Annotated in this window: 13 protein-coding genes; 6 read left to right on the top strand and 7 right to left on the bottom strand. The window is 70.8% G+C overall.

Annotated features, from left to right (window positions below; all coding sequences use genetic code 11):
• Nucleotides 1-111: 111 nt before the first annotated feature.
• The 4 genes from ACZ3KJ_RS05185 (at nucleotide 112) to ACZ3KJ_RS05200 (ending at nucleotide 5,375) form a co-directional block, all read left to right on the top strand.
• Complete coding sequence (locus ACZ3KJ_RS05185; protein ID WP_389511481.1) at nucleotides 112-690, top strand: TerD family protein; 579 nt, start codon at nucleotides 112-114, stop codon at nucleotides 688-690.
• Between the two features lie 63 nt (nucleotides 691-753).
• Nucleotides 754-2,796 (top strand): TerD family protein, encoded by a 2,043-nt coding sequence (locus ACZ3KJ_RS05190; RefSeq protein ID WP_467524708.1) that lies wholly within the window; start codon nucleotides 754-756, stop codon nucleotides 2,794-2,796.
• A gap of 289 nt (nucleotides 2,797-3,085) precedes the next feature.
• A complete protein-coding gene (locus ACZ3KJ_RS05195; protein ID WP_467524710.1) occupies nucleotides 3,086-4,087 on the top strand; it encodes a TerC family protein in 1,002 nt (333 codons plus the stop codon).
• Nucleotides 4,088-4,274: 187 nt separating this feature from the next.
• Nucleotides 4,275-5,375 (top strand): calcium:cation antiporter, encoded by a 1,101-nt coding sequence (locus ACZ3KJ_RS05200; protein ID WP_467524712.1) that lies wholly within the window; start codon nucleotides 4,275-4,277, stop codon nucleotides 5,373-5,375.
• A gap of 69 nt (nucleotides 5,376-5,444) precedes the next feature.
• On the opposite strand, the gene ACZ3KJ_RS05205 is transcribed toward ACZ3KJ_RS05200, so the two are convergent.
• Nucleotides 5,445-6,740: an MFS transporter gene (locus ACZ3KJ_RS05205; protein WP_467524816.1), complete on the bottom strand. Its 1,296-nt coding sequence runs from the start codon at nucleotides 6,738-6,740 to the stop codon at nucleotides 5,445-5,447.
• Nucleotides 6,741-6,839: 99 nt separating this feature from the next.
• On the bottom strand, nucleotides 6,840-7,886 hold the full coding sequence (locus ACZ3KJ_RS05210; RefSeq protein ID WP_467524714.1) for a S66 family peptidase: 1,047 nt from the start codon (nucleotides 7,884-7,886) through the stop codon (nucleotides 6,840-6,842).
• A 103-nt stretch (nucleotides 7,887-7,989) separates the two neighbouring features.
• Between ACZ3KJ_RS05210 and aroQ the strand changes: the two genes are divergently transcribed.
• Nucleotides 7,990-8,463, top strand: a complete 474-nt coding sequence (aroQ, locus tag ACZ3KJ_RS05215; protein WP_467524716.1) for a type II 3-dehydroquinate dehydratase — start codon at nucleotides 7,990-7,992, stop codon at nucleotides 8,461-8,463.
• 42 nt (nucleotides 8,464-8,505) lie between these two features.
• Here aroQ and ACZ3KJ_RS05220 read toward each other — a convergent pair whose 3' ends face one another.
• The 5 genes from ACZ3KJ_RS05220 to ACZ3KJ_RS05240 form a co-directional block, all read right to left on the bottom strand.
• Nucleotides 8,506-9,234, bottom strand: a complete 729-nt coding sequence (locus ACZ3KJ_RS05220; protein ID WP_467524818.1) for an amino acid ABC transporter ATP-binding protein — start codon at nucleotides 9,232-9,234, stop codon at nucleotides 8,506-8,508.
• Between the two features lie 62 nt (nucleotides 9,235-9,296).
• The gene (locus tag ACZ3KJ_RS05225; protein WP_467524718.1) at nucleotides 9,297-10,241 is read right to left on the bottom strand and encodes an amino acid ABC transporter permease; all 945 of its coding nucleotides are present in this window, start codon (nucleotides 10,239-10,241) and stop codon (nucleotides 9,297-9,299) included.
• On the bottom strand, nucleotides 10,238-11,122 hold the full coding sequence (locus ACZ3KJ_RS05230; RefSeq protein ID WP_467524720.1) for an ABC transporter substrate-binding protein: 885 nt from the start codon (nucleotides 11,120-11,122) through the stop codon (nucleotides 10,238-10,240). The genes ACZ3KJ_RS05225 and ACZ3KJ_RS05230 overlap by 4 nt, the downstream gene beginning before the upstream one ends.
• A 365-nt stretch (nucleotides 11,123-11,487) precedes the next feature.
• Nucleotides 11,488-12,144 (bottom strand): MBL fold metallo-hydrolase, encoded by a 657-nt coding sequence (locus ACZ3KJ_RS05235; RefSeq protein WP_467524722.1) that lies wholly within the window; start codon nucleotides 12,142-12,144, stop codon nucleotides 11,488-11,490.
• 9 nt (nucleotides 12,145-12,153) lie between these two features.
• Entirely contained in the window at nucleotides 12,154-12,840 is a 687-nt protein-coding gene (locus tag ACZ3KJ_RS05240) for a maleylpyruvate isomerase family mycothiol-dependent enzyme (RefSeq protein WP_467524724.1), read from the bottom strand.
• A 223-nt stretch (nucleotides 12,841-13,063) separates the two neighbouring features.
• Between ACZ3KJ_RS05240 and uvrA the strand changes: the two genes are divergently transcribed.
• The gene (uvrA, locus tag ACZ3KJ_RS05245) at nucleotides 13,064-16,096 is read left to right on the top strand and encodes an excinuclease ABC subunit UvrA (RefSeq protein ID WP_467524726.1); all 3,033 of its coding nucleotides are present in this window, start codon (nucleotides 13,064-13,066) and stop codon (nucleotides 16,094-16,096) included.
• Nucleotides 16,097-16,316: the final 220 nt, after the last annotated feature.

Raw genomic sequence — 16,316 nt, forward strand, 5'->3', positions numbered from 1 at the left:
AGAACGACACAAAGTGCGGTCTCGGGTACGGCGCTGTCAGTGCCCTTGCGTAGGGTTTCGTCAACCGCGGGTCCGCGGCAACAGGGGACAGTTCGAGAGGGGAATCAGCGCGTGACCGTCAACATGACCAAGGGTCAGGCCATCAGTCTGCAGAAGAACGACGGGGGCAGCCTGACCGCGGTGCGCATGGGTCTCGGCTGGCAGGCGGCCCCCCGGCGTGGCCTGTTCGGCTCCCGCACCCGGGAGATCGACCTCGACGCCTCCGCCGTCCTGTTCGCGGACAAGCAGCCGGTCGACGTCGTCTTCTTCCGCCACCTGGTGAGCGACGACGGCTCCGTCCGCCACACCGGTGACAACCTCGTCGGCGGTGTCGGCCAGGGCGGCGACGACGAGGCGATCCTCGTCGACCTGGCCCGCGTCCCGGTCCACATCGACCAGATCGTCTTCACCGTCAACTCCTTCACGGGCCAGACGTTCCAGGAGGTGCAGAACGCGTTCTGCCGTCTGGTCGACGAGACCAACGGCCAGGAGCTGGCCCGCTACACGCTCGCAGGTGGCGGCGCGTACACGGCCCAGGTCATGGCCAAGGTGCACCGCGTCGGCAGCGGCTGGAGCATGACCGCTCTCGGCACCCCGGCCAACGGCCGCACCTTCCAGGACCTGCTGCCCGCCATCCTGCCCGTCCTGTAAGACCCGGCCGGGACGAGCGGGACACCACGACACCACACGCGACGCAGGGGGGGGCGACAGGCGATGACGGCCGAGCTGGTGCGGGGGCAGAACCACCCGCTCTCCCAGGTCCGCCTCGAGGTCAGGATCGCGGCCGGAACGCCGATCGTCGCCGGGGCCACCCTCGGTGACGACAGCGGGAGGATCCACGGCGCGGAGTGGGTGGCGCACCCGGGCGCGCCCGTCCTGCCCGGCGTCGAGGTCCCCCGGCAGGCGGCCGCCGATCACCGCCTCGCGGTGGACCTGGACGCCGTCGCCGCGGACGTGCACCGCGTCAGTATCCTGCTCGCCCTGCCCTCGGGCGTCGGCGGACCGATCGGTTTCGGCTCCGTCGCGGCCCCCTTCGTCGCGGTCACCGGTCTCGACGGCGCAGAGGTCGCCAGCTACACCATCACCGGCCTGGACACCGAGTCGGCCGTGGTCGCCCTGGAGCTGTACCGGCGCCAGGGCGCGTGGAAAGTGCGCGCGGTCGGCCAGGGCTACGCCGGGGGCCTCGCCGAGCTCCTCGCCGACCAGGGCCTGCCGCAGGCACACGAGGTCGCGGCCGGGATCCAGGAAGCCGTGGCACTGGGCCTGGCCCGTTCGGTGCCCGCTCCACCGCCGCGCACGACGGACGGCGACCGCTCCCGGCAGGCGGCCGCGTCCACCCTCGGCCAGGACCAGAGCGGCTCTCCGTACGGCGCACAGGCCGCCCAGGGCGCCACCGGCCCCTTTGGGGGAACCCCCGTCCAGGGCCCCGGCGCGCCCGGCTCCTCCGACCCCGGGGCGGGCTACCCGACGGGCTCCGTACCGGCCGACCCGTCGGCCGGTACCCAGCCGTCGGCGCCGTCAGAGCCCCCCACGGGTGGCCCGGTCGACTACCGCCACCCGCGTCGGCGCAGCACCGCCCCACCGCCCCCGCCCACCGCGCCCCCGGTCCAGCCCGGGCAGCCTGCGCAGCCCGTCGCGGGGGACGCGACCGGCTGGTCCCTGGAGGAGCGGCTCTACAACCAGGTCTGGGGCATGTTCGAGGACCTGGCGCGCACCACGGCCGCCTACCGCAGTGCGGTCGAGTTCGCCGACACCCGCAGGGAGAACGAGCTCGACCAGATCCTGTCCGATCCGCGCAGCCGCGTCGGAGGCCGGGCGGACGCCGCCCGCGAGGCGGCCCGCGCCAAATACGCGCAGCTCGTCGAGCAGGCCCAGCAGGCCCTGGACCGGGATCTGGCCCAGCTCACCGCCGAGGCCGACGTCGTGGAGCCGGCGCTGCCGCCCGCGTTCGCGCGCTGGGACAACCCGGTCTGGCAGGCCTACCGCGTGCCCATGGAGATGCCCATGGCCCTGCGCCTGGGCGATCTCCACCTGCCCGAGAGCGAGCGGCTGCGCATCCCCATGCTGATCCGGCTGCCGCTGGAGCGCGGGCTGTGGATCGACAGCGGCAGAACGGGATCGTCGGACGGCTCCTTCGCCGACTCCCACGAGCTGAGGCGCCTCGCCATGGAATCGGCCGTGGCGCACACGGCACGCCTGCTGGCGGTCCATCCCGCAGGCGAGTTCACCGTCCACGTCATCGACCCGGCGGGGTCGGGCGCGCAGGCCCTCGCTCCCCTGGTGCGGACCGGTGTGCTCGCGGGCCCGCCCGCCGTCGGCGCGGCCGGTGTGGCGGATGCCCTGGGCCGGCTCACCCAGCGCGTGGACCTGGTGCAGATGGCCGTCCGCGGAGGCGCGGCCGACTCGCTGCCTCCCGGCTTCGACGCGTCCCAGCAGCTCCTGGTCGTCAACGACTTCCCGCACGGTTTCGACGACCGTGCGGTCAACCAGCTCCGCTACCTCGCGGACGAGGGTCCCGCCGTCGGTGTCCATCTGATGATGGTCGCCGACCGGGAGGACGCCGGTGGTTACGGTCCGTTGCTCGATCCGCTGTGGCGCGGGCTGATGCGTCTGACGCCGGTCCCCGACGACCACCTCGCCGACCCCTGGGTCGGGCATGCCTGGACCTACGAACCCGCGCTCGTGCCGTCGGGCAGCCAGGTCCTCGAAGACGTCCTCACCCAGGTCGCCACGGCTCGCCGGACCTGGTTGCGGTAACCACTCCCACGGCTTCCCCAAGCACCCGTAAAGGCGCCACGAGCAGGGGCTTTTGGTTTTCCTTTACCAAGTGCTTTACCAATCCTTGGTGATTCGGGTACTGTTTTCCGTACGGAGGGGAGTACTCCCTACCTGCTGCGGCGTACCCGTCAATACGGATCGAGTCAGATCCCGGGGCGTCGGCCCGTGCGGTCCCACGCGTGTGATGTGAACCGGGACCCGGGGTGGAAGAGACCTCCGGCAGCGCGACGACGCTGACTACCTGCCGTTACGTACTGCCGGAGGCGCAGTGGATGTTTCCGTGACCCTGTGGGTCCTGACCATCGTGGGCCTGGCCGCCCTCATCGCGGTCGACTTCTTCATCGGCCGCAAACCGCACGACGTGTCGATCAAGGAAGCCGGCATCTGGACCGGCGTCTGGATCGCCCTCGCCGGACTCTTCGGGCTCGGCCTGCTGTTCTTCGGCGGCGGCCAGCCCGCCGGAGAGTTCTTCGCGGGCTTCATCACCGAGAAGTCCCTCAGCGTCGACAACCTCTTCGTTTTCGTCCTGATCATGGCGAAGTTCGCGGTCCCGTCGCAGTACCAACAGCGGGTCCTGCTCGTCGGCGTCCTCATAGCCCTGATCCTGCGAGCCGTCTTCATCGCCGCGGGCGCCGCGATCCTCGCCAGCTTCGCGTGGGTGTTCTACCTCTTCGGCGCCTTCCTGATCTGGACCGCCTGGAAGCTCATCCAGGAGGCCCGGGCCGACGAGGCGGACGAGGAGTACGAGGAGAACAAGCTCCTCAAGGCGGTTGAGCGCAAGTTCGGCGTAGCCGACCGCTACCACGGCACCAAGCTGTGGATCGAGCAGAACGGCAAGCGGGTCATGACCCCGATGCTCGTGGTCATGCTCGCGATCGGCACCACCGACGTGCTCTTCGCTCTCGACTCGATCCCCGCGATCTTCGGTCTCACGCAGGACCCGTACATCGTCTTCACGGCGAACGCGTTCGCCCTCATGGGGCTGCGGCAGCTGTACTTCCTCATCGGCGGCCTGCTGAAGAAGCTGGTGCACCTGAGCTACGGCCTGTCCGTCATCCTCGGCTTCATCGGAGTGAAGCTGGTGCTTCACGCGCTGCACGAGTCCGGGGTCCACGTCCCGGAGATCAGCATCCCCGTCTCGCTCGGCGTCATCTGCTCCGTGCTGATCGTCACGACGATCACCAGCCTGCGGGCCTCCCGGAAGCAGGCGGCGGCCGAGAAGGCACCGAACGAGAGCGAAGGCGTTCCGAAGGACAGCCTCGACGTCTGACCTCGCACGACCAGGCGGCGACGGGAGCGGTGACCGGGTGCACTGCCGGCCATCGCTCCCGGCCGTTCGCCGCCGGCCTCGTCGCTCGACGACCGAACCAGCGCGACCAGGGAGCGGCCGCATGAGCCAAGAACCAGACGCACGGGCCGGACATGCGGAGCCCGTCCCGCTCTGCGACGATCGCAGCATGATCGCTTGGCTCAGGCCGCTCACGAACCGGTGGACGTCCCTCGTGCCCGTACTGGCGGTCGTCCTGCTGGTCTTGACCTGGGGGCGCGGCCTGCCCGGCCCGGTCGTCTCCCTGGTGACCGTGGTCCTCGCCGGAGCCGTCCTGGCCGCCGTCCATCATGCGGAGGTCGTCGCCCACCGGGTGGGCGAACCGTTCGGGTCCCTGGTGCTCGCGGTGGCCGTGACGATCATCGAGGTCGCCCTGATCGTGACCCTGATGGCGGACGGCGGCGACAAGAGCGCGACGCTCGCCAGGGACACGGTCTTCGCCGCCGTGATGATCACCTGCAACGGCGTCGTCGGGCTGTGTCTGCTCGTCGGTTCGCTGCGCCACGGCACGGCCATCTTCAATCCCGAGGGCACCGGAGCGGCCCTCGCGACCGTCGCGACCCTGGCCACGCTCAGCCTGGTCCTGCCGACCTTCACCACCAGCAAGCCGGGACCGGAGTTCTCCGCCGTCCAGCTCACCTTCGCCGCGCTCTCCTCGCTGATCCTCTACGGCCTGTTCGTGGCGACCCAGACCGTACGGCACCGCGACTACTTCCTGCCGATCGCCCGGCAGGGCGGCGTCATCACCGCGGACGACCACGCCGACGCACCGTCCTCCCGGACCGCCCTGATCAGCCTCGGACTCCTCGGCCTGGCCCTGATCGGCGTGGTCGGGCTCGCCAAGGGCGTGTCCCCCACCATCGAGTCCGGCGTGGAGGCGGCCGGTCTGCACCACGCGGTAGTCGGTGTGATCATCGCCCTGCTCGTGCTGCTCCCCGAGACCATCGCCGCGCTGCGCTCCGCCCGGCGCGACCGGGTGCAGACCAGCCTCAACCTCGCGCTCGGCTCCGCGATGGCCAGCATCGGCCTGACCATCCCTGCCGTCGCCCTCGCGTCCATATGGCTCTCCGGCCCGCTCGTCCTCGGCCTCAGCGCCACCCACATGGTGCTGCTCGCCCTGACGGTCGTGGTGGCTTCCCTGACGGTGGTGCCGGGGAGGGCCACACCGCTCCAGGGCGGTGTGCATCTGGTCGTCTTCGCCGCCTATCTGGAACTCGCGATCAATCCGTGAGGCCGGTCGGCACGCTCGGACGCGCACGCCCGGACGCGTCCCACGATGACGGACGCCGGCCGCCCCGCCTCACCCCGCGGCAGCCTCCGGCTCCGCCTTCGAAGCGGCACCCGTCGCCGCCACCGGCGTCGGCCGGGTCTCCGGCAGCAGGGCGAAACAGCCCAGACTGAGCAGCGCGACGCCCGTCAGATAGGCGCCCACACCCCACGGCACCCGCCCCGACTGCTCCGCGAGGGCCGTGGCCACGAGGGGCGTGAGCGCGCCGCCGAGCACGCCGCCGAGGTTGTAGCCGACGGCCGCGCCCGTGCAGCGCACGCGCGGCTCGTACAACTCCGGCAGATAGGCGGCGATCACGGCGAACATCGTGATGAACGCGATCAGCGCCCCCAGGAGACCCACGAACATCGGCAGTGGCCGGCCGGTCGACAGGAGCGCGACCATCGGGAACATCCACACGGCGGCCGCCGCGCACCCGGTCAGGCACAGCGGCCGTCGGCCCAGGCGGTCACCGGCCAGGGCCGCCAGGGGCGTCAGTGCGCCCTTGACCACCACCGCGGCCAGGACGCAGGCCAGCATGACGTTGCGGCTCACCCCGAGCCGCTCCGTGGCATAGGCAGGCGACCACGTCGTCACGGCGTAGAAGATCGCGTACCCGACGGCCATAGCTCCCGCGGTCAGCAGGACGAGCCGCCAGTGGGAGCGCACGACCTCGACGAGCGGCACGCGCGCGTGATCGCCGATCTCCAGGAACCGCGGGCTCTCGGGAAGCGACGACCTGAGCCACAGCCCGAGCACCGCCGGCACCCCGGCCGCCCAGAAGGGCACCCGCCAGCCCCACTGAGCGAACTGCGCCTCGGTGAGCGTCGCCGACAGGGCCAGCACCACCCCGTTGGCCAGCACGAAACCCACCGCGGGCCCCACCTGCGGGAAGCTCGACCACAGTCCGCGCCGCTCGGCGGGCGCGTGCTCCGCGGTCAGCAGCACCGCGCCGCCCCACTCGCCGCCCAGCCCGAGCCCCTGGAGGAACCGCAGCAGGATCAGCAGCAGGGGAGCGGTCGCCCCGATCGACCCGTACGTCGGCACGCACCCGACGGCGACCGTCGAGGCGCCGGTCAGCAGGAGGGAGACGACCAGCACCGGCCGCCGCCCGTGCCGGTCCCCGAGGTGCCCGAAGAGCACCGACCCCAGCGGCCGTGCCACGAAGCCCACGCCGAACGTCCCGAAGGCGGCCAGCGTCCCGGCGAACGGCGAGAACGTCGGGAAGAACAGCGGACCCAGGATCAGCGCGGCCGCCGTTCCGTAGACGAAGAAGTCGTAGAACTCGATGGCCGTTCCCGCGAGCGAGGCGGACGCGAGCCGGGTCATGGAGGGCGCGGTCACGCGCGCTTCGTGCATGCCGCGTCAACTACCCGCCGTCACGAGGGGTTACGGGGCGCGCGGCAGCGCACACCGTGGGCGGTCGGCTCAGTAGGTGACGGTGATGCGCTGGGCGGGCCCGTCGACGCGGACCGTCCCGCCGTAGGGGATGACGAGCTGCGGGTCGGTGTGGCCGAAGTCCACGTCGAAGACGGCCAGGGTGTCAGGGGCGTACGCCCGCAGCGCACGCAGCACCGCTTCGCGCTGTTCGGCGGCGTACCGCGCGCCCTCCTCCGGGCTGTTGGGACGCTCGAACGACCACGTCTTGGCACGGCCCATCATCAGCGCCGGAAAGCGCCGCAGCAGGCCGCGCTCGCCCATGTTGCGGAGGATCCGGAAGACCTCCGTGGCGCTGGGCAGTTCCTCCGAGGTCTCCAGGAACAGCACGCCACCGTCGTACTCGGACAGGTCGTGCGCGATCTCCCGGTCGGCCATCAGCAGCCAGGAGAGGATCTCCACGCTGCCGCCCCAACTGCGGCCCTCCACCACGCGGTCGGCGTTGTGCCAGGTCCATCCGGTACCGGGCCGGGTCTCCGGCTCCGTCTCGAACGTCGCGGGGTCGGCCCAGTCGCGGTTGACGTCCGTCCAGTGTTCGGCGGGCCGCAGGTCGTACGCGCCGGAGGTGAACAGCGCCGCCCGGAGGGAGTCCGCGGTCAGCTTGTCCATGGCCACGGGCCGGCCGAGCTGCACCATCACGCTCGCGCCGTGATAGCCGACGATGCCCGTGTTGTACAGGTAGGCGAGCAGGTTCGTGTTGTCGCTCGTCCCGAAGAACGGCTTCGGGTTCGCGCGGAGGAGCTCACGGTCCAGCAGCGGCAGGACGGTGATCTGGTCGTCGCCGCCGATCGACGCGATGACCGCCTTCACCCCGGGGTCGGCGAACGCCGCGTGGATGTCGTCGGCCCGCTGTTGCGCGGTCGCACCCATCGTCCGGGTCGTCGGGAACTCGACCGGCTCGAGCCCGAACTCCTCGCGCAGCCGTCGCAGGCCCAGTTCGTGGGGGCGCGGGAAGAGTCCGGGCAGCCCGGCGGAGGGCGAGAGGACGGCTATGCGGTCGCCGGGCGAGGGCTTGGGCGGGTACGAAGGGGGCGTCATGCAGGGAGGGTACGGCCTGCTGCCCCGCGCTCTCACCGTGATAAACCGGGTTCGAGCAGCGGTCCCCGACGGACCGCCCCACGTCGAACGGACCGGAGGAACCGTGCCCCGCACCCTGGCAGACGCCCCGATCATGATTCTCAACGGCCCCAACCTGAACCTCCTGGGGCAGCGCCAGCCCGAGATCTACGGGGCCGACACCCTCGCCGACGTCGAGGAGCTGTGCGTCAAGGCGGCGGCCGCGCACGGGGGCACGGTGGACTTCCGGCAGTCCAACCACGAGGGGCAGCTGATCGACTGGATCCACGAGGCGCGTGCGCACCACTGCGGCATCGTGATCAACCCGGGCGCCTACTCGCACACCTCGGTCGCCATCCTGGACGCGCTCAACACCTGCGACGGTCTGCCCGTGCTGGAGGTCCACATCTCCAACATCCACCGGCGCGAGTCGTTCCGGCACCACTCGTACGTCTCCCTGCGCGCCGACGGCGTCATCGCGGGCTGCGGCGTGCAGGGGTACGTGTTCGGCGTGGAGCGGGTCGCCGCGCTGGCGGGACCGGCACAGGCGGACGCGTGACCCGCCTGCCGGTGTAAGCCGCACCCTCCAGGTGCCCGGTCCTTACAGGCGGCCCGCCTCCACGATCCGCCGCAGGAAGCGCCGGGTGCGTTCCCGCTGGGGATCGCCGAAGACCTCGGCGGCGGTGCCGTGTTCCAGCACCACACCCGCGTCCAGGAAACACACCTGGTCGGCGACCTCCCGGGCGAAGCCCATCTCGTGCGTGGCCAGCACCATGGTCATGCCGTCGTCCTTGAGGTCGCGGACGACGTTCAGGACCTCGCCCACCAGCTCCGGATCGAGAGCCGCGGTGATCTCGTCGAGCAGCAGCAGCCGTGGGCGTACGGCGAGGGCGCGCACGATGGCGACACGCTGCTGCTGTCCGCCGCTGAGCCGGTCGGGGTACTCGCCCGCCCTCCCGCCGAGACCGAGCCGCTCCAGGAGCTCCCGCGCGCGTTCCTCGGCCTCGGCGCGGTCGACGCCGTGCACGCGGCGCGGGGCGAGCGTGATGTTCTCCAGTACGGTCATGTGCGGGAAGAGGTTGTACGCCTGGAAGACCACGCCGATACGGCGCCGTACCGCGTCCTGGTCGGCGCGCGGGTCGGTGATCTCCTCACCGTCCAGCCAGATCGCCCCGTCGTCGATGTCCTCCAGCAGGTTGGCGCAGCGCAGCAGGGTGGACTTGCCGGAGCCGGAGGCGCCGATCAGCGCGGTCACCGTGTGCGGGGCGACCTCCAGATCGACGTCCCGAAGGACGACGGAACCGCCGAAGGTCTTGCGGACGGACTCCATCCGCAGCACGGGCGAGCCGTCGGGGGAAGCGGACCGGCCGCCGGGCGGTGCGGACGTGTCGCTCATGTCGTTCCTCCCTGGGCCCGCTGACGGTCCATCCGGGCGGTCACCCAGTCCGTGAAGCGCGTCATCGGAATGGTCAGCGCCACGAACACCAGACCCGCGACGACGTACGGCGTGTAGTTGAGGCTGCGCCCCACGATGATGTCCGCGGCGCGCACGGCGTCGATGGCGCCCCCGATCGACACGAGACCGGTGTCCTTCTGCAGGGACACCAGGTCGTTCAGCAGCGGGGGCACCTGACGGCGCACGGCCTGGGGGAGCACCACGTACCGCAGGGCCTGCCGGTTGGTGAGGCCCAGCGAGCGGGCCGCCGCGCGCTGCGAGGGGTGGACCGACTCGATGCCCGCGCGGAACACCTCGGCGACGTACGCCGAGTACGTCAGGGTCAGGGCCGTGCCGCCGAGCAGAACGGGGTCGACGGTGACCCCCTGCAGACGCAGTGCCGGGACACCCAGCACTACGATCATCAGGTTGATGATCAGCGGCAGTCCACGGAAGAAGTCGGTGTACGCCGCCGCCAGTACGCGCAGGGGAAAGAAGAGAGGGCCGCGCAGGGTCCGGGCCACGGCGATGATCATGCCGAGGACGAGCACGGCGGCGCCGCAGACGAACAGCAGGCGGACGTTCAGCCAGAGCCCTTCCAGGACCTTCGGGAAGGCCTCGCGCGCGTACCGCCCGTCGAAGAACGTCTCCTTGGTGCGGGGCCAGCCGGGCGCGCTGACGACGACCAGATAGAGCGCGACGGCGGTGACCAGGGTCGAGAGCGCGGCGATCGCCGTGGCGCGGCGCGCGCGGGTGCGCCGGTGGCGTTCACGCTCCAGCCGCCGCCGCGAGGGGACGTACCCGTGACCGGCCCCCTCCTCGCCGTTCCCGGGGCCGCTCGCGGGCACGTTCCGGCTGTCGTCCGCGCCCTCCGCCTCGGGCTCCTCCTCGGTGACCGTCACTTGAGCACCGGGGCGTCGACGGCGTCGGAGAGCCACTGCTGCTCGATCTTCGCCAGGGTGCCGTTCTGACGGAGGGCGTCTACGGCGGCCGTCACGCACGAGGTGAGCGCGCTGCCCTTGTCGAGCACCAGCCCGAACTGCTCCGGCGTACCGCCCTGGTTCTCGAACTGGCCGACGACGGTGCCGTCGGTCACCTCGGCGGCGGTGATGTAGAAGGCGGTCGGCAGGTCGGTGACGATGGCGTCGACCTGGCCGTTCTTCAGCGCGGACTTGGCCTGGTCGTTCTTGGCGTAGACGGCGGCTGCCCGCGTCGGCTGCACGACGTCGTCGACGTAGTCCAGGCTGGTGGTGCCGACCTGGGCGCCCAGCTTGAGGCCCTTGAGGTCCGCGATGCTCGTCGCGCTCGCGGCCTTCGTGCCCTTCAGCGCGATGACGGCCTGGCGCACGTCGTAGTAGCCGGACGAGAAGTCCACGGCCTTCTTGCGCTCGTCGCTGATGGACACCTGGTTGATGTCGAAGTCGAAGGTCTTCTCACCGGGTGCGAAGGCCTTGTTGAACGGCACGCTCTGCCACACCACGGCGTTCTCGTCGTAGCCGAGCTGCTCCGCCACGGCGTAGGCCACCGCCGATTCGAAGCCCTGGCCGTTGGCGGGCTTGTCGTCGTTGAACCACGGTTCGTACGCGGGGGAGTCGGTGGCGATCGTCAGCTTGCCGGAGGTCTTGGTGGCCAGCGTGCTCTTGGCGCAGGCGCTCCCGGCCGAACCGGACGGCGCGGCGGCCGCCTCGTCCTCCGGCTGCGGTGCGCAGCCGACTGCGGCGGCGAGGAGGACCGAGGTGACGCCGACGGCGGCGCGGCGCAGGACACGAGGGTCAGAAGGCATGGCGGGAGAGTGGCAGTGCATGCCGTGTTCTGTCGAGATCACATCAGCGACTGTCCACCCTGTGGGAACGGGTGTTGCAGCCGTGTGAAAAGGGCTTTCGAGAGCGCCTGGGCCGCCGGCCGAGGGGCGGGAGAAGACCGGCGGCCCATGGCGTGCGGGGGAGGCGTCCTCCCGCGCGGAGCTGCCACCGGTCGACCGCGCGGGTGGGTGCGGGAGAAGGGAAATGCGCGTGGGGCGCCAGAGCGTGCACGTCGTTCACGGGGAGCGCATGAGACGGCGCACGCCCCCTGGGTGCGCACTGCGCAGGTACCGCAGGTACACAGGGGGGCGTGCGCCGTCGCGGGAGCGCGGGCGTGCGGGGTGGCTCACCAGCCGCGCGCGTGCCACTCCGGCAGGTGCGGGCGCTCGGCGCCCAGGGTGGTGTCGTTGCCGTGTCCCGGATAGACCCAGGTCTCGTCCGGGAGCACATCGAAGAGCTTCGTCTCGACGTCGTGGATCAGGCTGGCGAACGCCCGGGGGTCCTTGCGGGTGTTGCCCACGCCTCCCGGGAAGAGGCAGTCGCCCGTGAAGACGTGCGGGTGGCCGTGCGGGTCGTCGTAGACGAGGGCGATCGAGCCCGGGGTGTGTCCGACCAGGTGGCGCGCGGTGAGCTCCACGTTCCCCACCCGCACGACGTCGCCGTCGTCGACGGGGACGTCGGTCGGCACGGGGATGCCCTCGACGTCGTCCCGGCCGGCGTACGTACGCGCGCGCGTGGCCGCCACGACGTCGGCGAGCGCCTGCCAGTGGTCACCGTGACGGTGGGTGGTGACGACGGAGGCGATGCCGTCGTCACCGATCATGCCGAGGAGCGTGTGCGCGTCGTTGGCCGCGTCGATCAGCAGCTGCTCGTCCGTGGCCCGGCAGCGCAGCAGATAGGCGTTGTTGTCCATCGGACCGACCGCGATCTTGGTGATCATCAGGTCCTTGAGTTCGTGCACGTCGGCCGGGCCGCCGACCCTCACCTCTCCGGTGTACGTCATGACGGCAGCCTATAGCGGCGGGAGGGCCGGGAGGGGACCTCCGTCGACGTCCAGGGCCGAGCCGTCGCGGCGCCCGGCGAGCCAGCCCAGGAGGTCCGCGCGGGGCCCTGCGACGGTCACCTCGGGAGCGCCGGTCTCCCGGCCGGTGCGCCACGCGCGCGTGCCGTCCGTCAGCCGGGTCGGCGGCACGTCGGGATGTCCGGCGAACCGCTGGGCCAGGAAGTCGATCTCCCGCTCGGTGAACTCCGCCGACAGGTCCTCCAGCTCGTGACCGATCCCGAGGTCCACATGGTGCAGCTCGACCTCGGCCCACCGCCGGAACGGCACCCGGGCCGCCGCGTCGGTGACCCCGCCTCGCAGCTCGACCGTGCGTGACCAGTCGGCGGGCGCGGCGCCCGCCTCCAGGAAGCGGGCCGTGCTGTCCCGGACGTCCGCCAGCTGGACATCGAGCGGGCGGCGGGCGTCCCGCTCGATGTCGGTCTCCCGGGTCTCGCCCGATGCGTACATGGGCCGGCCCTGGAGGACGTTGACCAAAGCGTCGGCGTTGCGTGCCAGGTGGGCGAGGACATGTCCCCGGCTCCAGCCCGGAAGACGTGACGACTCGGTCACTGCCGCGTTGTCCAGCCCGGCGACCGCAGCGAGCAGCCGCTCGGTCGCTTCACGTACACACCCCAGGTCATGAGCGTGATCAGTCATGGCGCTGACACTAGCCCTGCCACCCCTTCGGGTGAAGATGACGGACCGCGGCCATAAATCGAATGCACGTGCTATATGGTCGGTGGCGGCATCGGGCATGCTGGAAGGCCGGGGATTGTTGTCATCCGGTGAATCCCGACCGGCGCTGTCAGTGGCTCCCCCTAGTCTGAGGAAGACGGGGGCCCCGCCCCTGTCACTTCTCTCAAGAAAGGTGCGGACCGGCGTGGCCGACCGTCTCATCGTCCGTGGCGCGCGCGAGCACAACCTCAAGAATGTCTCGCTCGACCTGCCGCGCGACTCGCTCATCGTCTTCACGGGCCTGTCGGGGTCGGGCAAGTCCTCGCTCGCCTTCGACACGATCTTCGCCGAGGGCCAGCGGCGCTACGTGGAGTCGCTCTCCTCGTACGCCCGCCAGTTCCTCGGCCAGATGGACAAGCCGGACGTCGACTTCATCGAAGGCCTCTCCCCGGCCGTCTCCATCGACCAGAAGTCGACCTCGCGCAATCCGCGCTCCACGGTCGGCACCATCACCGAGGTCTACGACTACCTGCGTCTGCTCTTCGCGCGCATCGGCAAGCCGCACTGCCCCGAGTGCGGCCGTCCGATCTCGCGCCAGTCGCCGCAGGCCATCGTCGACAGGGTCCTGGAACTGCCGGAGGGCAGCCGCTTCCAGGTGCTGTCGCCGCTCGTGCGCGAGCGCAAGGGCGAGTTCGTCGACCTCTTCGCCGACCTCCAGACCAAGGGCTACTCCCGCGCGCGGGTGGACGGCGAGACGGTCCAGCTCGCCCACCCGCCCACGCTGAAGAAGCAGGAGAAGCACACCATCGAGGTGGTCGTCGACCGCCTCACGGTGAAGGAGTCCGCCAAGCGCCGGCTCACCGACTCCGTGGAGACCGCCCTCGGACTGTCCGGCGGCATGGTCGTGCTCGACTTCGTCGACCTCCCCGAGGACGACGCCGAGCGCGAGCGCATGTACTCGGAACACCTCTACTGCCCGTACGACGACCTGTCCTTCGAAGAACTGGAGCCCCGCTCCTTCTCCTTCAACTCGCCCTTCGGCGCCTGCCCGGAGTGCACCGGCATCGGGACGCGCATGGAGGTCGACCCCGAGCTGATCGTCCCCGACGAGGACAAGTCGCTGGACGAGGGGGCCATCCACCCCTGGTCGCACGGCCACACCAAGGACTACTTCGGCCGCCTCATCGGCGCCCTCGCGGACGCGCTGGGCTTCCGGACGGACATCCCCTTCGCGGGCCTGCCGCAGCGCGCCAGGAAGGCGCTCCTGTACGGCCACAAGACCCAGATCGAGGTCCGCTACCGCAACCGGTACGGCCGCGAGCGCGTGTACACGACGCCCTTCGAGGGCGCCGTCCCCTTCGTCAAGCGCCGGCACGGCGAGGCCGAGAGCGACGCCAGCCGCGAGCGCTTCGAGGGCTACATGCGCGAGGTGCCCTGCCCCACCTGTGAGGGCACCCGCCTGAAGCCGATCGTCCTCGCGGTCACGATCATGGAGAAGTCCATCGCCGAGGTCTCCGCCATGTCCATCAGCGACTGCGCCGAGTTCCTGGGCGAGCTGAAGCTCAACGCCCGCGACAAGAAGATCGCCGAGCGCGTGCTCAAGGAGGTCAACGAGCGGCTGCGGTTCCTGGTCGACGTCGGCCTCGACTACCTCTCGCTCAACCGCGCGGCCGGCACGCTCTCCGGCGGCGAGGCCCAGCGCATCCGCCTGGCCACGCAGATCGGCTCCGGCCTCGTCGGCGTCCTGTACGTCCTCGACGAGCCGTCCATCGGCCTGCACCAGCGCGACAACCACCGGCTGATCGAGACCCTCGTGCGGCTGCGCGACATGGGCAACACGCTCATCGTCGTCGAACACGACGAGGACACCATCAAGATCGCCGACTGGGTCGTCGACATCGGCCCCGGTGCCGGCGAGCACGGCGGCAAGGTCGTCCACAGCGGGTCCTTCAAGGAACTGCTCGCGAACGCCGAGTCGCAGACCGGTCAGTACCTGTCCGGCAAGAAGGCCATCCCGGTGCCCGACGTACGGCGCCCGCGCGACCCGTCCCGGCACCTCACGGTCCACGGCGCCCGCGAGAACAACCTCCAGGACATCGACGTCTCCTTCCCCCTGGGCGTGTTCACCGCGGTCACCGGTGTGTCCGGCTCCGGCAAGTCGACGCTGGTCAACGACATCCTGTACACCCACCTGGCCCGCGAACTGAACGGCGCGAGGAACGTGCCGGGACGGCACACGCGCGTGGACGGCGACGACCTCGTCGACAAGGTCGTCCATGTCGACCAGTCGCCCATCGGCCGCACCCCCCGGTCGAACCCCGCCACGTACACCGGCGTCTTCGACCACATCCGCAAGCTGTTCGCCGAGACGACCGAGGCGAAGGTCCGCGGCTACCTGCCCGGCCGCTTCTCCTTCAACGTCAAGGGCGGCCGCTGCGAGAACTGCTCGGGCGATGGCACGATCAAGATCGAGATGAACTTCCTGCCGGACGTCTACGTCCCGTGCGAGGTCTGCCACGGCGCCCGCTACAACCGGGAGACCCTGGAGGTCCACTACAAGGGCAAGTCCATCGCCGACGTGCTCAACATGCCGATCGAGGAGGCCACGGAGTTCTTCGAGGCCGTTCCCGCGATCGCCCGGCACCTCAACACCCTCAAGGACGTCGGCCTCGGCTACGTCCGGCTCGGTCAGTCCGCGACCACCCTGTCCGGCGGTGAGGCGCAGCGCGTGAAGCTCGCCAGCGAGCTCCAGCGGCGTTCCACCGGCCGTACGGTCTACGTCCTGGACGAGCCGACCACGGGTCTGCACTTCGAGGACATCAGCAAGCTCCTCAAGGTCCTCGCCGGCCTGGTCGACAAGGGCAACACGGTCATCGTCATCGAGCACAACCTCGACGTGATCAAGACCGCCGACTGGGTCGTGGACATGGGCCCCGAGGGCGGCGCAGGTGGTGGCCTGGTCGTCGCCGAGGGCACACCGGAGGAGGTCGCCGGCGTCCCGGCCAGTCACACCGGCAAGTTCCTGCGGGAGATCCTCGGAGCCGACCGCATCAGCGACGCGGCGCCGGTGAAGCCGGCGCGCGGGACCGCGGCCAAGAAGACGGTCGCGGCGAGGTCGACGGCGCGGAAGACGGCGTCCGCCACGACGTCCGTCAACAACGCGGCGACGAAGAAGGCGGCCTCCACCGCCAAGAAGGCGACGCCGGCGAAGAAGACGGTGCGGGCCCGCAAGGCCTGAGACGAGCCGAGTCGCGCCCGGCCTCCGGCCGAACACAAGCAGCCGACCGTATCCGACAGAACATGACCACTTCCGAACAGTCCTGAAAACACAGGATGTTCCGGAAAAGCGCGGCGCCCCGCGGGAACTCCCCGCGGGGCGCCGTCCGTTCCACCAGCAGCCACCCTGGCCCTGCGTCCGAGGACCCGCGGGGCCGGTCGCACCTTGACAACAGCACCGA

It is taken from the genome of Streptomyces sp. NPDC003248, from assembly GCF_055563235.1.